General features: G+C 61.4%; 15 protein-coding genes and 1 other RNA gene. 2 read left to right on the top strand and 14 right to left on the bottom strand.

Going from position 1 to position 17,476, the window contains the following annotated elements; all coding sequences use genetic code 11:
* Window positions 1–4: 4 nt before the first annotated feature.
* The 14 genes from BLV20_RS14640 to rsmI form a co-directional block, all read right to left on the bottom strand.
* Window positions 5–973: a D-alanine--D-alanine ligase gene (locus BLV20_RS14640; protein WP_092302585.1), complete on the bottom strand. Its 969-nt coding sequence runs from the start codon at window positions 971–973 to the stop codon at window positions 5–7.
* Window positions 970–2,427, bottom strand: coding sequence for a UDP-N-acetylmuramate--L-alanine ligase (gene murC / locus BLV20_RS14645; RefSeq protein ID WP_092302587.1), 1,458 nt, complete (start codon window positions 2,425–2,427; stop codon window positions 970–972). Before murC ends, BLV20_RS14640 begins: the two co-directional genes overlap by 4 nt.
* Window positions 2,420–3,490, bottom strand: a complete 1,071-nt coding sequence (gene murG / locus BLV20_RS14650; RefSeq protein ID WP_092302589.1) for an undecaprenyldiphospho-muramoylpentapeptide beta-N-acetylglucosaminyltransferase — start codon at window positions 3,488–3,490, stop codon at window positions 2,420–2,422. The genes murC and murG overlap by 8 nt, the downstream gene beginning before the upstream one ends.
* Window positions 3,480–4,697, bottom strand: coding sequence for a putative lipid II flippase FtsW (gene ftsW / locus BLV20_RS14655; protein WP_092302591.1), 1,218 nt, complete (start codon window positions 4,695–4,697; stop codon window positions 3,480–3,482). The genes murG and ftsW overlap by 11 nt, the downstream gene beginning before the upstream one ends.
* Window positions 4,694–6,040: a UDP-N-acetylmuramoyl-L-alanine--D-glutamate ligase gene (gene murD / locus BLV20_RS14660; protein ID WP_092302592.1), complete on the bottom strand. Its 1,347-nt coding sequence runs from the start codon at window positions 6,038–6,040 to the stop codon at window positions 4,694–4,696. The genes ftsW and murD overlap by 4 nt, the downstream gene beginning before the upstream one ends.
* 5 nt (window positions 6,041–6,045) lie before the next feature.
* Window positions 6,046–7,128 (bottom strand): phospho-N-acetylmuramoyl-pentapeptide-transferase, encoded by a 1,083-nt coding sequence (mraY, locus tag BLV20_RS14665; protein ID WP_007928475.1) that lies wholly within the window; start codon window positions 7,126–7,128, stop codon window positions 6,046–6,048.
* On the bottom strand, window positions 7,128–8,495 hold the full coding sequence (murF, locus tag BLV20_RS14670) for a UDP-N-acetylmuramoyl-tripeptide--D-alanyl-D-alanine ligase (protein WP_092302594.1): 1,368 nt from the start codon (window positions 8,493–8,495) through the stop codon (window positions 7,128–7,130). The genes mraY and murF overlap by 1 nt, the downstream gene beginning before the upstream one ends.
* Window positions 8,488–9,951 (bottom strand): UDP-N-acetylmuramoyl-L-alanyl-D-glutamate--2,6-diaminopimelate ligase, encoded by a 1,464-nt coding sequence (locus BLV20_RS14675; RefSeq protein ID WP_092302596.1) that lies wholly within the window; start codon window positions 9,949–9,951, stop codon window positions 8,488–8,490. The genes murF and BLV20_RS14675 overlap by 8 nt, the downstream gene beginning before the upstream one ends.
* Window positions 9,951–11,675, bottom strand: a complete 1,725-nt coding sequence (locus tag BLV20_RS14680; RefSeq protein ID WP_175540200.1) for a peptidoglycan D,D-transpeptidase FtsI family protein — start codon at window positions 11,673–11,675, stop codon at window positions 9,951–9,953. The genes BLV20_RS14675 and BLV20_RS14680 overlap by 1 nt, the downstream gene beginning before the upstream one ends.
* Window positions 11,675–11,968, bottom strand: coding sequence for a cell division protein FtsL (ftsL, locus tag BLV20_RS14685; RefSeq protein ID WP_009050721.1), 294 nt, complete (start codon window positions 11,966–11,968; stop codon window positions 11,675–11,677). Before ftsL ends, BLV20_RS14680 begins: the two co-directional genes overlap by 1 nt.
* Window positions 11,965–12,912: a 16S rRNA (cytosine(1402)-N(4))-methyltransferase RsmH gene (rsmH, locus tag BLV20_RS14690; RefSeq protein WP_371914318.1), complete on the bottom strand. Its 948-nt coding sequence runs from the start codon at window positions 12,910–12,912 to the stop codon at window positions 11,965–11,967. The genes ftsL and rsmH overlap by 4 nt, the downstream gene beginning before the upstream one ends.
* A complete protein-coding gene (mraZ, locus tag BLV20_RS14695; protein WP_003205355.1) occupies window positions 12,909–13,364 on the bottom strand; it encodes a division/cell wall cluster transcriptional repressor MraZ in 456 nt (151 codons plus the stop codon). Before mraZ ends, rsmH begins: the two co-directional genes overlap by 4 nt.
* A gap of 308 nt (window positions 13,365–13,672) precedes the next feature.
* Window positions 13,673–14,026, bottom strand: an RNA gene (gene rnpB, locus BLV20_RS14700) — RNase P RNA component class A.
* Between the two features lie 73 nt (window positions 14,027–14,099).
* Window positions 14,100–14,972, bottom strand: coding sequence for a 16S rRNA (cytidine(1402)-2'-O)-methyltransferase (gene rsmI / locus BLV20_RS14705; protein WP_256577793.1), 873 nt, complete (start codon window positions 14,970–14,972; stop codon window positions 14,100–14,102).
* Window positions 14,973–15,192: 220 nt separating this feature from the next.
* On the opposite strand from rsmI, the gene BLV20_RS14710 reads away from it, so the two are divergent.
* On the top strand, window positions 15,193–17,004 hold the full coding sequence (locus BLV20_RS14710) for a penicillin-binding protein activator (protein ID WP_092302600.1): 1,812 nt from the start codon (window positions 15,193–15,195) through the stop codon (window positions 17,002–17,004).
* Complete coding sequence (locus tag BLV20_RS14715) at window positions 17,004–17,375, top strand: YraN family protein (protein WP_092302602.1); 372 nt, start codon at window positions 17,004–17,006, stop codon at window positions 17,373–17,375. Before BLV20_RS14710 ends, BLV20_RS14715 begins: the two co-directional genes overlap by 1 nt.
* Window positions 17,376–17,476: the final 101 nt, after the last annotated feature.

The raw sequence follows: 17,476 nt of genomic DNA on the forward strand, positions 1-17,476 counted from the left end.
GGCCTTAACCCCGCGGCTCTGCGTTACTGACGACACTCTCCGCCAGGATGGCCAGAACCAACTGCTGGAAATCCAGACCGGCGGCACGGGCCGCCATCGGAACCAGGCTGTGATCGGTCATGCCGGGAGCGGTATTCACTTCCAGGAACCAGAACTGGCCATCGGCGTCCTGCATCACGTCGGCACGCGCCCAACCGGCGATACCAAGCGCCCCGCAGGCTTTCGCCGTCAGGTCCATGAGCTCCTGCTCTTTATTGCTGTCGAGGCCGCATGGAATCCGATACTGGGTATCGGAAGCCAGGTACTTGGCGTCGTAGTCATAAAACGTATGGGGCGTGCCCAGGGCGATCGGCGGCAACACCTGGCCGCGCAGCGTGGCAATGGTGAACTCCGGACCTTGAATCCATTGTTCGACCAGGACTTGTGAGTCGTAGGTGCTGGCCGCTTTCCATGCGTCGATCAGTTCGGACGCGGATGTCACTTTGGCCATACCAATACTGGAACCTTCATGCGCCGGTTTGACGATCAAAGGCATGCCCAGTTCCGTAGCCGCGCAAATACAATCGGCCTCGGAGCCAAGAACGGTGTGGCGTGGCGTCGGAATACCGAGGCTGTGCCAGACCTGCTTGGTGCGCAGTTTGTCCATCGCCAGGGCCGAAGCCAGGATGCCGCTGCCGGTGTAGGGAATGCCCATGCATTCCAACAGGCCCTGCATGCTGCCGTCTTCGCCGCCACGGCCGTGGAGGATGATGAAGGCGCGGTCGATCTTTTCGTTCAGCAGGCGCTGCAGGAAGTCGTCGCCGACGTCGATGCCAAACGCGTCCACACCGGCGCTCAGCAAGGCTTCCAGCACAGCGTTGCCAGACTTCAGCGAGACTTCGCGCTCGGCGCTCTTGCCGCCGAACAGTACGGCGACACGACCGAAGTCCTTCGGCGCGATGGTCGAAAACAGAGAGGTGTAAGCAGCGGTCATTTCGACTTCTCCTGACCGGCAGGCACGGCGCCCGCAAATAACGGACTGTTCAGCAGCTTCGGCGCAAGGCCGCCGATATCCCCGGCCCCCTGGCACAGAAGGATGTCGCCGGCGCGCAGCAGCGGCTTGACCAGTGGCGCCAGGTCGACCCCACGCTCGATGTAGATCGGGTCCAGCTGGCCGCGCTGGCGGATGCTGTGGCACAGCTGACGGCTGTCCGCTCCGGGGATCGGTTCTTCGCCCGCCGGATAGACTTCCATCAACAGCAGGACGTTGGCATCCGCCAGCACCTGGACGAAATCGTCGTACAGGTCGCGGGTGCGGCTGAAACGGTGCGGCTGGTAGACCATCACCAGGCGGCGCTCAGGCCAACCACCGCGCACGGCCTTGATCACCGCCGCGACTTCGGTCGGGTGGTGACCGTAGTCGTCCACCAGCATCACGTTGCCGCCATCCACCGGCAGTTCGCCGTAGACCTGGAAGCGACGCCCCACGCCCTGGAAGCCCGACAGGCCCTGAACGATGGCTTCATCGCTGATGCCTTCGTCGGTGGCGATGCAGATGGTCGCCAAAGCGTTCAGCACGTTGTGGTTGCCCGGCATGTTCACCGAGACATCCAGCGGCTCGCGATCGGGGCGCAGCACGGTGAAGAAGGTCTGCATGCCCTGCTGGCGTACATTGATCGCCCGCACGTCGGCGCCTTCGTTGAAACCGTAGGTGACGGTCGGACGCTTGACCTGCGGCAGGATCTCGCGCACCACCGGGTCGTCCAGGCACAGTACGGCCAGGCCATAGAACGGCAGGTTGTGCAGGAATTCGACGAAGGTTTTCTTCAGCTTGTTGAAGTCACCGTCGTAGGTCGCCATGTGGTCGGCGTCGATGTTGGTCACCACGGCCACCAGCGGCTGCAAGTGCAGGAAGCTGGCGTCGCTTTCGTCGGCTTCGGCGATCAGGTATCTGCTCGTACCAAGCTGTGCATTGGTGCCAGCTGCATTCAGCCGGCCACCGATGACGAAGGTCGGGTCCAGGCCACCGGCGGCGAACACCGAGGCCAGCAGGCTGGTGGTGGTGGTCTTGCCGTGGGTACCGGCAACGGCAACGCCGTGGCGGTAGCGCATCAGCTCGGCGAGCATTTCGGCGCGCGGCACCACCGGAATCCGGCGTTCCAGGGCGGTGGCCACTTCCGGGTTGGAAGTATTCACGGCGCTGGACACCACCAGTACATCGGCGTTGGCGGCGTTCTCGGCGCGGTGGCCGATAAAGATTTGCGCACCGAAGGTTTCAAGGCGCTCGGTAACCGGCGAGGCCTTGAGATCGGAGCCCGAGACCTGGTAGCCCAGGTTCAGCAATACTTCGGCGATCCCGCACATGCCCACACCGCCGATACCGACAAAGTGGATGCGACGGATGCGGCGCATTTCCGGTTGTGGCATGGCTTTCTGATTCTCAACCATGAGCCACCTCCAGGCAGATATCGACCACGCTACGGGTGGCATCGGGTTTGGCCAGGCGACGTGCGGCGTCGGCCATGCTGTTGAGTCGTTCCGGTTGCATCAAAACCTCTGTCAGGCGAGCGGCAAGGTCCGCTGCGCCAGTCGTTCTTTGCGGCATCAGGAAGGCGGCGCCTTCACGAGCCAAATAATCGGCATTGCGAGTCTGGTGATCGTCGATGGCGTGAGGCAAAGGCACGAGCATCGAAGGCAGACCGGCGGCAGCCAGTTCACTGACGGTCAACGCGCCTGCGCGACAGACCACCAGGTCAGCCCAGCCGTAGGCCTGGGCCATGTCTTTGATGAACGGCTGCACTTGCGCCTCGACGCCAGCGACGCGATAGCGCTCTGCAGTGACTTCATCGTGGTTTTTGCCGGCCTGATGAAACACTTCCGGACGCAGCTCGGGAGAGACCAGCGCCAGGGCTTCAGGCAACAATTTGTTCAACGGTTCTGCGCCAAGGCTTCCGCCCAGGATCAGCAAACGCGCCTTGCGTCCGGCCAGGGCCTCGCGCGGTGTATCGAGGAACAGCTCGGTACGCACCGGGTTACCGGTGGTACGCCGACTGCTGGAGACACCAAAGGTGTCCGGGAAAGCTTCGCAGACTCGAGCCGACAACGGCACCAGCAGCCGATTGGCGGTACCTGCGACTGCGTTCTGCTCGTGAACGATCACCGGCACACCGGACAGTTTTGCTGCAACGCCGCCAGGACCGGTCACATAACCACCAAAACCCAGCACACAGACCGGCTTGAGCTGGCGAATGATCCGGCGCGCCTGCAACACCGCCTTGATCAGCACGAATGGCGCCTTGAGCAGCGACAGCTTGCTCTTGCCGCGCAAGCCGGTGACGTTGATCAGGTGCAACTGCAGACCGGCGCCCGGGACCAATTCGTTCTCGATCCCGCGCGGGGTGCCAAGCCAGTGCACGGTATAACCGCGCGCCTGGAATTCACGGGCACAAGCCAGCGCCGGGAACACGTGACCGCCGGTACCACCGGCCATGATCAGCACATTAGCGCCCATGGCTTGGCTCCTCGGCGAAGTCACTCTCACTGAATTCCATCTCTTCGCTGCCCAGGTGGGTCCGGCTCTCCCATTCGATGCGCAGCAACAGGCCGAGACAGGCACAGCAGATCACCAACGAACTGCCGCCATAACTGAGGAACGGCAAGGTCAGGCCTTTGGTCGGCAGCAAACCGACGTTCACCCCGATATTGATCAGGAACTGGCCGATCCACAGGAAGGACAGGCCATAGGCCACATAAGCGGCAAAGAACTGCTTGGCTTTCTCGGCCCACAGACCGATGTACATGCCGCGAATACAGACAAAGACGAACAGCGCCAAGGTGCACATAGAACCCACGGCGCCCAGTTCTTCGGCCAGGACCGAAAACACGAAGTCGGTGTGGGCTTCCGGCAGGTAGAACTGTTTCTGCACGCTATTGCCCAGGCCGACGCCCAGCCATTCGCCACGGCCGAAAGCGATCAAGGCCTGGGACAACTGGTAGCCAGCGCCGAACTGGTCGGCCCAGGGGTCGGCGAAGTTGGTCAGGCGCGCCATTCGATAGGGCTGCATCTGAATCAGCAGCACCACCGCGGCGACCGCCAGGACCACCATCAAGGAAAACCTGAACAGCCCGACCCCACCGAGGAACAGCATCGCCGCCGCCGCCCCCATCATCACGACGGTGGCGCCGAAGTCCGGTTCCATCAGCAGCAGACCGGCCATCGGCAGCAGGACGATGAACGGCTTGAAGAAGCCCATCCAGCTTTCGCGCACTTCTTTCTGGCGACGTACCAGATAGCCAGCGAGGTAGATCACCACGAAGACCTTGGCGATCTCGGAAGGCTGGACGTTGAAGAAACTGAAGCCGATCCAGCGCATCGATCCGTTCACTTCACGGCCGATCCCCGGAATGATCACCATCACCAGCAAGCCGAATGCACCGAGCAGCATCATCCAGCCCAGGCGCTGCCAGGTGGCGATCGGAATCATCATGGTCACGATGCAGGCACCCAGGCCCAGCACGATGTAGATCAGGTGGCGAATCATGTAGTACAGGGCGCTACCCGACTGCACCGCCGCCACTTCAGTGGAGGCCGAGGCAATCATGACCAGCCCGAGGCCGAGCAGTGTCAGGCAGCCGACGAGCATCGGGAAATCGAGGTCGATGCCGCGCCCGGTAATGATCGGCGACGGATAAGGCTTGATGATGTTTCTCAGGTTCATGCCAGATCCTCCACGGCGCGGACGAACTGGTGACCACGGTCTTCGTAGTTCTTGAACATGTCGAAACTGGCGCAGGCCGGCGACAGCAGCACCACATCACCGGCCTGGGCGACGGCACGGCATTGCGCCACGGCTTCGACCAGGGAGCCGACACGAATCAGTGGCACGGCATCGCCGATGGCCTCGCCGATCTTGTCGGAATCCCGGCCCATCAGGATCACGGCGCGGCAGTTGGCCGCCACCGGGTCGCGCAGGTCCTTGAACTCGGCACCCTTGCCGTCGCCGCCGGCGATCAGCACGATCTTGCCTTCGATGTCCGCGCCCAGGCCTTCGATGGCTGCCAGTGCGGCGCCAACATTGGTGGCCTTGGAATCGTTGTAATAACCCACGCCGTCGAGGTCACGCACCCACTGACAACGGTGCTCGAGACCGGCAAAGGTGCGCAGGGCCGAGAGCATGGCGTCGAACGGCAGGCCGACCGCATGGCCCAGCGCCAGCGCCGCCAGGGCGTTGGACTGGTTATGGGCGCCGCGGATCTTCAGTTCGCGCACCGGCATCAGGTTCTGGAATTCGAAGGCCAGGTATTTCTCGCCATTCTCCTCACGCAGGCCGAATGCCTTGAAGTCGGGCTTGCTCAGGCCGAAGGTCCAGCACGGCAGGCCTTCGCCGATCAACGGCCGGGTCAGGGCATCCTGGCGGTTGAACACCACTTGCCGGGCACCACGGAAGATCCGGTGCTTGGCCAGGTGATACGCCGGCAGGCCGCTGTAGCGGTCCATATGGTCTTCGCTGATATTGAGCACGGTGGCCACTTCGGCACCGAGTTGATCGGTGGTTTCCAGCTGGAAGCTGGACAGCTCCATGACGTACAGCTCGACGTCGTCGCTGAGCAGGTCCAGCGCCGGCGTACCCAGGTTGCCGCCCACGGCGACCCGCTTGCCCGCCGCGGCCGCCATCTCTCCCACCAGGGTGGTCACGGTGCTTTTTGCGTTGGAACCGCTGATGGCGACGATCGGCGCCTTCGCGTTACGCGCGAACAGCTCGATATCGCCGGACAGTTTCACCCCACGGGCAGCGGCGGCTTGCAGGGCCGGGGTCGCCAGGGCCAGGCCGGGGCTCACGTAGAGCTCGTCGGCGCGGCACAGGAACTCGACGTCCAGCTCGCCACAACGCACTTCCACATGCGGATAGTCACGGCGCAGCGTGGCCAGTTCCGGTGGATTTTCCCGCGTATCGGCGACGGCAAACGACACGCCCCGGTTCGCCAGGAAGCGAACCAGGGACATGCCGCTCTTGCCGAGGCCGACAACGATGCGGAAGTGGTCAGAAGCGATCAGAGACACTCGTTCTACCTCAGCTTCAGGGTGGCAAGGCCGATCAGCACGAGAATCACGGTGATGATCCAGAAGCGGACGATCACACGCGGCTCGGGCCAGCCCTTGAGTTCAAAATGGTGGTGAATCGGCGCCATGCGAAACACACGACGACCGGTCAACTTGAAGGAGGCCACCTGAATGACCACCGACAGGGTTTCCATCACGAACACGCCGCCCATGATGAACAGGACGATTTCCTGGCGAACGATCACCGCGATGGTGCCCAGGGCCGCGCCCAGCGCCAATGCGCCGACGTCGCCCATGAAGACTTGGGCCGGGTAAGTGTTGAACCACAAGAAGCCCAGCCCCGCACCAATCAGCGCGCCGCAGAAAACGATCAGCTCACCGGCCCCCGGGACATAAGGAATCAGCAGGTATTCAGCGAATTTCACGTTACCCGACAGGTAGCAGAAGATGCCCAGGGCGCCGCCCACCATCACGGTCGGCATGATCGCCAGGCCGTCGAGGCCATCGGTCAGGTTGACCGCGTTGCTGGAGCCGACGATCACGAAATAGGTCAGGACCACGAAACCGATGCCCAGCGGAATGCTGACGTCCTTGAGCATGGGAATCAGCAAGGTGGTTTCGACCGGGGTTTGCGCGGTGACATACAAGAAAATCGCCGCGCCCAGGCCAAATACCGATTGCCAGAAATACTTCCAGCGGCTCGGCAGGCCACGGGAGTTTTTCTCGATCACCTTGCGATAGTCATCGACCCAGCCGATGGCACCGAACAGCAGGGTGACCAGCAGCACCACCCACACATAGCGGTTGCTCAGGTCGGCCCACAGCAGGGTGCTGATACCGATTGCCGAAAGAATCAGTGCGCCGCCCATGGTCGGGGTACCCGATTTGGAGAGGTGCGATTGCGGACCATCGTTACGCACGGCCTGGCCGATCTGGCGAGTCTGCAAAGTGCGGATCATCCACGGCCCCAGCCACAAGGACAGCACCAGTGCAGTCAGTACCCCGAGAATCCCGCGCAGGGTCAGGTACTGAAAGACCGCGAAGCCTTTGTAGAACTGTTGCAGGTACTCCGCTAGCAGCAGCAGCATCAATGTTTCTCCGTGCTGGAATCACACAAAGCCGCGACGATGTTTTCCATCACCGCGCTGCGCGATCCCTTGATCAAAATAGTGGTGTTTGTATCTTGCTCGGCGCCCAGGGCTGCGATCAGCTCGGCCTGGCTGGCGAAATGTTGGGCGTGCTCGCCGAAGGCCGCGACTGCATGGGCCATCATCGGGCCCACGGCATAGAGCGCCGACACCTTGCCGGCCGCATAAGCACCCACTTCGCGGTGCCCCTGCTCCGCCCAATCGCCCAACTCGCCGATATCTCCGAGCACCAGGACGGTGCGGCCGGAAAAGCCGGCGAGTATATCAACGGCCGCGCACATTGACGTGGGGTTGGCGTTATAGGTGTCGTCGATGACCCGCATGCCGTTTTTCGCCAGCTGGGCGACGGTGCGCCCCTTGACCGGCTGCACCGCATTGAGCCCGGTGGCGATGCCGAATAGAGACACGCCCAGGGCATGGGCGGCGGCGGCCGCGGCCAGGGCATTGGCAACGTTATGGGTTCCCAGCAGGTTCAGCTGGACATGTTCGGAGTCGTTGCCAGCGTGCAGGGTAAAGTTCGGGCAACCGCGGGCATCGCGTTCGATATCCGAGGCGTAAAAATCGGCTGCACTGTTGCTCAGGGCGAAACTCAGCACCCGGCGGCCAGCGGCGCGGGCTTTCCAGATTGGGAAGGCCTTGTCGTCGAGATTGAGCACGGCGATTCCGGAAGCATCCAGCCCTTCGAGAATCTCGCCCTTGGCCTCGACGATTTTTTCCGGCCCGCCAAACTCGCCCACATGGGCGGTCCCGGCGTTATTGATAATGGCTACCTGCGGCTTGGTCATCGCCACGGTGTAGGCGATTTCGCCGATGCGCGAAGCCCCCAGCTCGATCACTGCCGCGGTGTGCTCCGGGGCCAGTTCCAGCAGGGTCAAAGGTGCGCCCAGGTCGTTATTCAGATTGCCGCGTGTGGCAAGCACCGGCCCGCGCGTACGCAGGATGCTCGCCAGCATTTCCTTGACCGTGGTCTTGCCGCTGGAGCCGGTAATCGCCGCTACAGGCTGGGTGAATGCCGCTCGATTCAGTGCCCCCAGCTGGCCAAGCGCCTGCCGGGTATCGCTGACCAGCAACTGCGGCAGCGTGCTGTCTGGCACTTCGCGCTCGACCAGGGCACCGACGGCACCTTTGGCGGCGACTTCATTCAGGTAGTCGTGCCCGTCGAAACGCGGCCCGGCCAAGGCAATGAAGAGTTGTCCCGGCTTGATTGCCCGACTGTCGATGCTCACGCCATCGAAACTGCAATCGCCAGCCAGCAGGCGCCCCGCCAGCGGTCCGCTCAGTTCACTGAGTTTCATGGCCTTAAGCATGGGCCACCTCCCACGCGGTCAGCGCCCGATCGGCTTCCACCAAGTCGGAGAAGTCGAGGCGCACGCCGTTGATTTCCTGATAGTCCTCGTGACCTTTACCGGCCAGGACAATGACATCGTCCGCCGAGGCCCCGGCAACCAGTCGCGCAATAGCCAGGCCACGACCAGAAACAAACTCGACCTTGTCCACAGCACTGAAACCGGCACGAATGTCATCGAAGATCTGCGCCGGATCTTCCGTACGCGGGTTGTCGTCAGTGACCAGCACGCCATCGGCCAGGCGCTCGACCACTTCCGCCATCAATGGACGCTTGCCGCGATCGCGATCGCCACCGCAACCGAACAGGCACAGCAAACGACCCTTGGCGTGAGGACGCAGGGCCAGCAATACTTTTTCCAGGGCATCCGGGGTATGGGCGTAATCGACCACCACCAGCGGTTGCGAGCCGCCACCCAGGCGCTGCATGCGGCCGGCCGGACCTTCCAGCTTCGGCAGCACGCGCAGGATCTCATCGAGGGCGTAATCCAGGCCGAGCAAGGCGCCAACCGCAGCCAGCACGTTGCTCAGGTTGAAACGGCCGAGCAAGGTACTGCGCAGATGATGTTCACCCTGCGGCGTCACCAGGGTCGCACGCACGCCTTCGTCGTCGAATTGCGCTTCGCGGCAATACAGGTAGGCGCGAGGATCCTCGAGGCTGTAGGTGATGAGCCGCGAATCCTGCTCGTCGCCGGCCAACAGGCGGCCGAATTCATCGTCGAGATTGATGACCCGGCAACCCAGGTCGGTCCAGCCGAACAGCTTGGCCTTGGTGGAGCCATAGGCTTCCATGGTCCCGTGATAATCCAGATGGTCGCGAGACAGGTTGGTCAGCACCGCCACATCGAAGGCCAAGGCGCTGACGCGGCCCTGGTCGAGACCGTGGGACGACACTTCCATCGCGACGGCTTTGGCGCCGGCCTTTTTCAGGTCGGCCAGGGTGGCCTGCACGGCAATCGGGTTCGGCGTGGTGTGCATCCCGCTTTGCAGGGAGCCATAAAAACCAGTGCCCAGGGTGCCGACGATACCGCAGTGCTGGCCCAGCAGATCGAGCGCCTGCGCCACCAATTGGGTCACGCTGGTCTTGCCGTTGGTGCCGGTCACGCCAATCAGATTGAGGTTGCGACTCGGATCGCCATAAAAACGCCCGGCGATATCCGACAGTTGCGCAGCCAGGCCTTTGACCGGAATCAGCGGCACGTCGGTAATCGGCAGAACGGTAGCGCCTTCGACTTCATAAGCCACGGCAGCCGCGCCGCGCTGCAAGGCATCGGCAATGTGCGCACGTCCGTCGAACTTGCCGCCAGGCACCGCGAGAAACAGATCGCCAGCACGCACATTGCGGCTGTCGAGGGTCAGTTCGCGAATCAGCAGATCACGGCCAGCGTGGGCGAAAATCTTGTTCAGGCTAAGAGACATCAGCCGCGCCCTCCTTTAGCTGGTGCTGCATTGGCTTGTTGGGTAGGTGGCAGGTTGTCCGGCGAGACATTCATCAGACGCAGGGTGCCGGACATCACTTTGCTGAACACCGGTGCCGATACCAGGCCACCGAAGTAACCGGCCTTGCTCGGCTCGTCGATCACCACGACGATGGCGTAGCGCGGGTCGCTCATCGGGCCGAAACCGGCGAACAGCGAGCGGTAGGAGTTCTCGGCGTAGCCCTTGGTGCCAACCGAAGTCTTACGCGCGGTACCACTCTTGCCGGCCACGTGATAAGCCGGCACCTGGGCACGGAACACGCCACGCGGAGCCTCGATCACCTGCTGCAACATGCCTTGCATGGTCTTGGCGACTTTTTCCGGAATCACTTGGGTGGTTTCCGGTGTCCTGTCGGTTTTGATCAGAGTCAGCGGAGCGATGCGACCGTTATTGGCCAGCGCCGAGAAGGCGTGAACCAACTGAATCGCCGTCACCGAGATGCCATAGCCATACGACAGCGTGGCTGTCTCGGCCTTGCGCCACTCGCGGTAGTTCGGCAGGTTGCCGACGCGCTCGCCCGGGAAGCCAAGGCCAGTGTCCTGACCGAGGCCGATTTTCTGCGCCAGGCGGAAAATGGCTTCGCCGCCGATATCAAAGGCGATCTTGCTCATGCCGACGTTACTGGAGTTGATCAGAATCCCGGTCAGGTCGAGCACCGGACCTTCAGTCTTGGATACGTCGCGAATGGTGTATTTGCCGATCTGCAGCGTGCCCGGATAAACCTCGACGGTGTCGCTCGGCTTCCAACGGCCACTTTCCAGCGCCGCACTCATGGAGATGGCTTTCATGGTCGAACCCGGCTCGAACACATCGATCATGGCGCGGTTGCGCATCATCGCCGGTTGCAGGTTGCGACGGTTGTTCGGGTTGTAGGTCGGCTGGTTGACCATGGCCAGGATTTCGCCGGTTTTGACATCCATGATCACCAGGCTGCCGGCCTTGGCACCGTTTTCGACGATGGCATTGCGCAGTTCGCGGTTGGCCAGGTATTGCAGGCGCAGGTCAATCGACAACGCCAAGGGCTTGCCGGCCTTGGCGTTTTTGGTGACCTGGACATCTTTGATCAGTCTGCCGCGCCGATCCTTGATGACCTGGCGCTTGCCCGGGACCCCGGCCAACCACTCGTCGTAGGCCAGTTCGACACCTTCGCGGCCGCGGTCGTCGATGTCGGTAAAGCCGACCATGTGCGCCGTCACTTCGCCGGCCGGGTAGAAGCGCCGGAACTCTTCGATGCCATACACGCCCGGCACCTTGAGATCGAGAACTTGCTGGCCCTGCTCTGGGGTCAAGCCACGCACCAGGTAGATAAACTCTTTATTGGCTTGCGCTTCAAGACGCTCGGCCAGCGCTTTGGGATCTTGCCCCAAGGCAGCCGCCAACGATGGCCACTTGTCCTTGGCCTGTTGCATTTCCTTGGCGTTGGCCCAGAGGGTGGTCACGGGCGTACTGACCGCCAGCGGCTCGCCATTACGATCGGTAATCAGGCCACGGTGCGCCGGGATCGGAATATGCCGAACGCTGCGTGCATCGCCCTGCCCCTTGAGGAAATCGCGATCGACGACCTGCAGATCAATGATCCGCCAGGCAATCGCAGCCACCATGATGCCGAGCAATCCCAGCACCAGGCGGAACCGCCAGGGAAAGAGCGCGCCTTCAAGCTTCATCATGGCGCCACCATCTGGACTTCTGCTGCGCCAGGAATGCGCATTTTCAGTTGTTCAGTGGCCAACACTTCGATCCGGCTATGGGCGGTCCAGGTGCTTTGCTCGAGAATCAGCCGCCCCCACTCCGCTTGCGCCTTGTCGCGCACACTCAATTCGCCGTACAGCGTGTTGAGCAGCTGGCGATTCCAGTGGGCGCTGTAAGACACCGCAATCGCGGACACCAGGACGCCGATAAACAGCAGAAGCATGAAAAAGCTTCCGCCTGGAAGTGGTTTGGCGAAAAGCTTGCTCACCGCAGCTTCTCCGCAACGCGCATGACAGCACTACGGGAACGTGGGTTGGCTTTAAGCTCGGCATCGGAGGCCGTCTGCGCTTTGCCATGGACTTTGATTTTCGGCTCGAAAGCCACGTGACGCACCGGCAGGTTGCGAGGCAGGTTATCCGCCTCGCCCTTGACCAATTTGCGCATGAACAGTTTGACGATTCGGTCTTCCAGCGAATGGAAGCTGATGACCACCAGGCGACCGCCGATTTCCAGGCACTCCAGCGCGGCTTCGAGGCCGGCCTCCAGATCGCCGAGTTCATTGTTGACGTGAATGCGCAGCCCCTGGAACGCGCGGGTTGCCGGGTTCTTGCCCTTTTCCCACGCAGGGTTGGCGACTTTCAAGACTTCCGCCAGGTCGGCGGTACGCTCGAACGGCTTGATGTCACGGCGTTCCACAACGGCACGAGCCATGCGGCCGGAGAAACGTTCTTCGCCATATTCCTTGAATACCCGGGCGATTTCTTCCACCGGCGCGGTATTGACGAACTCCGCCGCGCTGATGCCGCGGGACGGGTCCATGCGCATATCCAAGGGGCCATCATTGAGAAAACTGAAGCCGCGCTCAGGATCGTCGAGCTGCGGCGAAGACACCCCCAGGTCGAGCAGCACGCCACTGACCTTGCCATCAAGGCCGCGCTCCGCGACTTCAGAACCCAGCTCGGCAAAGCTGCGCTGCACAACGACAAAGCGGCCGTCTTCGGCCGCTAGCGCTTGCCCGGTGGCAATCGCTTGAGGATCTTTGTCGAACCCGAGCAGCCGGCCATCCGGCCCAAGCTTGCTGAGGATCAAACGACTATGACCGCCGCGACCGAAGGTGCCGTCCAGATAGCAGCCATCAGGACGTACGGCGAGAGCCTCGACGGCTTCGTCAAGCAGTACGGTGATGTGGTTAAAGCCGCTATCAATAGTCACAGGATCAAATCACGCAGTTCATCAGGCATGGCGCCCGGTTGTTGAATAGCTGCCAGGTCCGCTGCGGAAACAGCATTCCAGGCATCCTCGTCCCACAATTGGAACTTGTTCAGTTGGCCTACCAACATTGCGCGCTTGTCCAACTTGGCATATTCGCGCAGACGCGGCGGAACCAGAAAACGACCACTGCCATCGAGCTCGAGATCGACGGCATTACCAATCAGCAAACGCTGCAAGCGACGGTTTTCCTCACGTAGCGAAGGCAGGGCACGCAGTTTGGTTTCAATAATTTCCCACTCATCGAGGGGATAAACACACAAACACGGATCAACGGCATCAATAGTGACGATAAGTTGCCCGGAACTACGCGAAACGAGCTCGTCACGGTACCGGCTCGGCATGGCGAGACGGCCCTTTGCATCGAGACTGATAGCGTTAGCTCCGCGAAACACGTCAGCGTTTCTCCAAATTTTAGCGTTTTACGCCCAAAAAACCCACTTCATGCCACTTTCCGCCACTTGCGCACACTATAGGAATGCGCCCACCACACCGTCAAGGCACGGAGCGACGGAAAAGCCTTATAGAACGGAGATTTAGGAGACTAAAAGGAGGGGTAACGGGAATTTGGCGAAGGATTTGATGCAATAACTTCAACCAGCTCAAGAAGCTGTGCCGCGAAGTTAAAGTGATTTATTAAGAGTAAGATCTTTTCGGTATTACAAAAGCACTTCTGCTATTGATTCAAGCAGGGAGGGAAAAGGTGGAGAGTCGATCTGTAAGCCGGGTTCTGTCGAGGACAGTCATTCCTCTACGATGGCCATCACTGGACATCTTTAGCAACCTACCCGGTTCCAGCGCGGGCCACGCCTTGGAACCCTATTTGGTCTTGCTCCGAGTGGGGTTTACCTAGCCACGAACTGTTACCAGACGTGCGGTGCGCTCTTACCGCACCTTTTCACCCTTACCGGCACCGAAGTGCTTAGGCGGTTATTTTCTGTGGCACTTTCCGTAGGCTCACGCCTCCCAGGCATTACCTGGCACTCCGCCCTATGGAGCCCGGACTTTCCTCCCCCCTCTAATTTTCATAGAGGGCAGCGACTGTCCAATCGACTCTCCGCCGCGCAGGTTAACGGCAGAGCGGCGGAAGAACAAGCGATAAAAGCCCTTTGCCATTCCGCCGACAGCGTTTACTCGCCTTTCTGTTTATCCAGCGCCACCTGATAGAGAACATTCTTGCGCACGCCGGTAATTTCCGCCGCCAATGCCGCAGCCCGCTTGAGCGGCATTTCCTTGAGCAGCAGATCGAGAACCCGCATCGCCTCACCACTCACGGCCTCGTCGCTGTCAGGGGCCGACCACCCCGCCACCAATACCACGCATTCGCCACGCTGCTGATTGCTATCCGCTTCAACGAAGGCTCGCAACTCTGCAAGCGGCAACCCCTTGAGAGTTTCAAAGGTCTTGGTCAACTCTCGAGCCAGCAACGCCGGACGCTCTCCACCGAACACCAATTCCATATCCTGCAAACATTCGAGGATGCGGTGTGGTGCCTCATAGAAGATCAGCGTGCGCGGTTCTTCCTTTAATAGCTCAAGGCGCCCACGCCGCCCGACAGCCTTGGCCGGCAAAAAACCCTCGAAAATAAAACGATCGGAAGGCAACCCAGCCGCCGACAAGGCTGCAATCAACGCACAGGCCCCAGGAATGGGAACGACATTGATACCCGCCGCCCGCGCCTGACGCACCAAGTGGTAACCAGGGTCAGAGATCAGCGGTGTGCCCGCATCGGAAATCAGCGCAACGCTGTCTCCCGCCAACAAGCGAGTCAGGAAACGACTGCCTTCATCCCGTTCGTTGTGCTCGTGACAGGCAGCCAATGGAGTGGAAATCCCGAAGTGCTGCATCAAGCGCTGCGAGTGACGAGTGTCTTCGGCGGCGATCAGCGCCACCTCGCGCAAGATCTTCAAGGCCCGGGCACTGATGTCGTCCAGGTTGCCGATGGGCGTCGCCACCACATAAAGCGAGCCAGCAGCGGAATTCAAAGAACCTGGAGCAGTCAAAGCGCACACCTCTTGATCGGTAAAAGCGCCATTGTAGCGCGTAGATGCCTTCGCAATACGCCTCGCAGGCAGCTTGTGCCTATCAATAGCAGCAGCCATTCCAAAGCCCTGCAACATTTGCACGACCTAAAATAGACGGTTTATTGCCAGCAACATCGCGCCCCGGCCAGCGCTTGGGTACAATTCCACGCTAATTTGATCGAGTATCAGGAACACTTACATGATCGCTTGCCTGCGGCTGCTCTCTGCCCTCTGCCTTGCTGCCCTTCTGGCGGCTTGCGCCAGCTCGCCCTCCTCCAGCCTTGGCGAACTTCCACGGACCCCGGATGCCAGCATCGAGCAACTGCTCGAACAGGCCGCCAACAGCAAGACACCTGACAAGGCAGCCCTGCTGCGCTTGAGCGCAGCCGACCTGGCCTATCGCCAGGGCAATGCTGGCCAGGCAGCGCAAATCCTGCAGCAAGTACCGATGGAGCAGCTCAAGCCCGGCCAACAGGTTTTTGCCAGCACCCTGGCCGCCGAACTCGCCATGAGCCGCAACCAGCCAAAGGCGGCCCTGACCGCTCTGAGCCACCCAAGCCTGCAACGCCTGGGCGAACTGCCGGAAGAGCAGCAGATCCGCACCGGCACTGTCCATGCTCGCGCACTCGAGGCGGACGGCCAGGCGCTTGCAGCAGCACGGGAGCGCATCTTCATTGCTCCACTGCTCAAGGACGATGCCGCCAGCAAAAACCATGAAGCCATCTGGGCCTTGATCGCCAGCTTGCCGACCGACCAACTGCAAGCCGTCAGCAACGACGACCTGGGCGGCTGGATGAGCCTGGCGCTGGCGGTAAAGACGGCTGGCACCCTGGAACAACAGCAGGCCGCCATCGACAACTGGCGCGCACAGAACCCCAAGCACCCGGCCGCCATTCAACTGCCGCTGCCGCTGACCAAACTCAAGGAACTGGCTAGCCAGCCGCTGTCCAAGATCGCCCTGCTGCTGCCGCAGGACGGCCCGCTGGCCGCGGTCTCCAAGGCCCTGCGCGATGGCTTCATGGCCGCGCACTATCAGGCCCAGCAAGCCGGCCAGAAACCACCCAGCATCGAGTTCTACGACAGCTCGCGCCTGACCTCGCTGGATGACTTCTATCGCAAGGCCCAGGCAGATGGCGTGCAACTGGTTGTCGGCCCCCTGGAAAAACCGCTGGTCAAACAACTCGCTGCTCGCCCGCAACTGCCTATCACCACCCTGGCATTGAATTACAGCGAAGGTGAACAAGGCCCTGCGCAACTGTTCCAGTTCGGCCTAGCCGCCGAAGACGAAGCCCGCGAGGTCTCCCGCCGTGCCCGCGCCGACGGCCTGCACCGCGCTGCGGTCCTGGTGCCACGCGGCGAATGGGGTGATCGCGTGCTCAAGGCTTTCCGCCAGGACTGGGAAAGCAACGGCGGTAGCGTGGTCGGTATCGAACGCGTCGATCAGCCGGTAGCCCTGGCCCAGCAAATTGCCGACCTGTTCCAACTGCGTCAAAGCGAAGCCCGCGCCAAGAGCCTGCAGAACGCCGCCGGCACCCAGGTAGCGGCACAACCTTCGCGTCGCCAGGACATCGAATTCATTTTCCTGGCCTCCACCCCGCAACAGGCACAGCAGATCAAACCGACCCTGAACTTTCAGTACGCCGGCGATGTACCGGTCTATGCCACTTCGCATGTCTTCAGCGCCAGCGGCGACCAGAACCAGTACAACGACATGAACGGCGTACGCTTCTGCGAAACTCCCTGGCTGCTGGATGCCAATGACCCACTGCGCCAGCAGGTAGCCGCGCAATGGCCACAAGCTGGCGGCAGCCTGGGCCGACTGTATGCAATGGGCGTCGACGCCTACCGACTGGCACCCCGCCTGGGGCAACTCAAGGCGCTGCCGGACAGCCGAATCGACGGCCTGTCAGGCAGCCTGACCATGAGCCCGAGCCAGCGCATTCAACGCCAGTTGCCGTGGGCCGAGTTCGTCAGCGGCCAGGTCACCCGCCTGCCTGATACCCCGCGCTAATGCCACAAAGATCACGCCTGCAAAGCGGTCAGGATGCCGAAGCCCAAGCGCTTCGGCATCTTGAACAACAGGGCCTGCGCCTGCTGGCGCAGAACTGGTTGTGCAAACGCGGCGAGCTTGATCTGGTCATGCTTGACGGCGATACAGTAGTATTCGTCGAAGTCCGCTACAGACAACACACGCAATGGGGTGGCGCACTCGGCAGTATCGACGCGCGCAAGCGTCAGAAACTGATACTCGCCGCGCAGTTTTTCCTGCAGCGCGAGTCGCGCTGGTCCAACCACCCTTGCCGTTTCGATGTGGTCGCCATAGACGGTGTCCCAGGCACGACAATTCATTTGAACTGGCTACGGAATGCCTTTGAAAGCTGATCGATGCTCTCGGGCCAAGCCGGATATTTTCACTCAACACTTTTGCTCTTTGCTTTGCGGGCAGCACATTCACGTGCCAGAAAGCCGCGCTACTTAAGGTC

The sequence above is a fragment of the Pseudomonas sp. NFIX28 genome (assembly GCF_900107395.1).
Taxonomy (GTDB): domain Bacteria; phylum Pseudomonadota; class Gammaproteobacteria; order Pseudomonadales; family Pseudomonadaceae; genus Aquipseudomonas.

Bases quoted from the DNA above. Each gene is read 5' to 3' on its own strand.
- ftsW (WP_092302591.1), bottom strand. From the start codon at position 4,697: ATGAACCTGAGAAACATCATCAAGCCTTATCCGTCGCCGATCATTACC.
- BLV20_RS14715 (WP_092302602.1), top strand. From the start codon at position 17,004: ATGCCACAAAGATCACGCCTGCAAAGCGGTCAGGATGCCGAAGCCCAA.
- BLV20_RS14710 (WP_092302600.1), top strand. From the start codon at position 15,193: ATGATCGCTTGCCTGCGGCTGCTCTCTGCCCTCTGCCTTGCTGCCCTT.
- murG (WP_092302589.1), bottom strand. From the start codon at position 3,490: ATGGGCGCTAATGTGCTGATCATGGCCGGTGGTACCGGCGGTCACGTG.
- BLV20_RS14680 (WP_175540200.1), bottom strand. From the start codon at position 11,675: ATGAAGCTTGAAGGCGCGCTCTTTCCCTGGCGGTTCCGCCTGGTGCTG.
- mraY (WP_007928475.1), bottom strand. From the start codon at position 7,128: ATGCTGCTGCTGCTAGCGGAGTACCTGCAACAGTTCTACAAAGGCTTC.
- BLV20_RS14640 (WP_092302585.1), bottom strand. From the start codon at position 973: ATGACCGCTGCTTACACCTCTCTGTTTTCGACCATCGCGCCGAAGGAC.
- murF (WP_092302594.1), bottom strand. From the start codon at position 8,495: ATGCTTAAGGCCATGAAACTCAGTGAACTGAGCGGACCGCTGGCGGGG.
- murC (WP_092302587.1), bottom strand. From the start codon at position 2,427: ATGGTTGAGAATCAGAAAGCCATGCCACAACCGGAAATGCGCCGCATC.
- BLV20_RS14675 (WP_092302596.1), bottom strand. From the start codon at position 9,951: ATGTCTCTTAGCCTGAACAAGATTTTCGCCCACGCTGGCCGTGATCTG.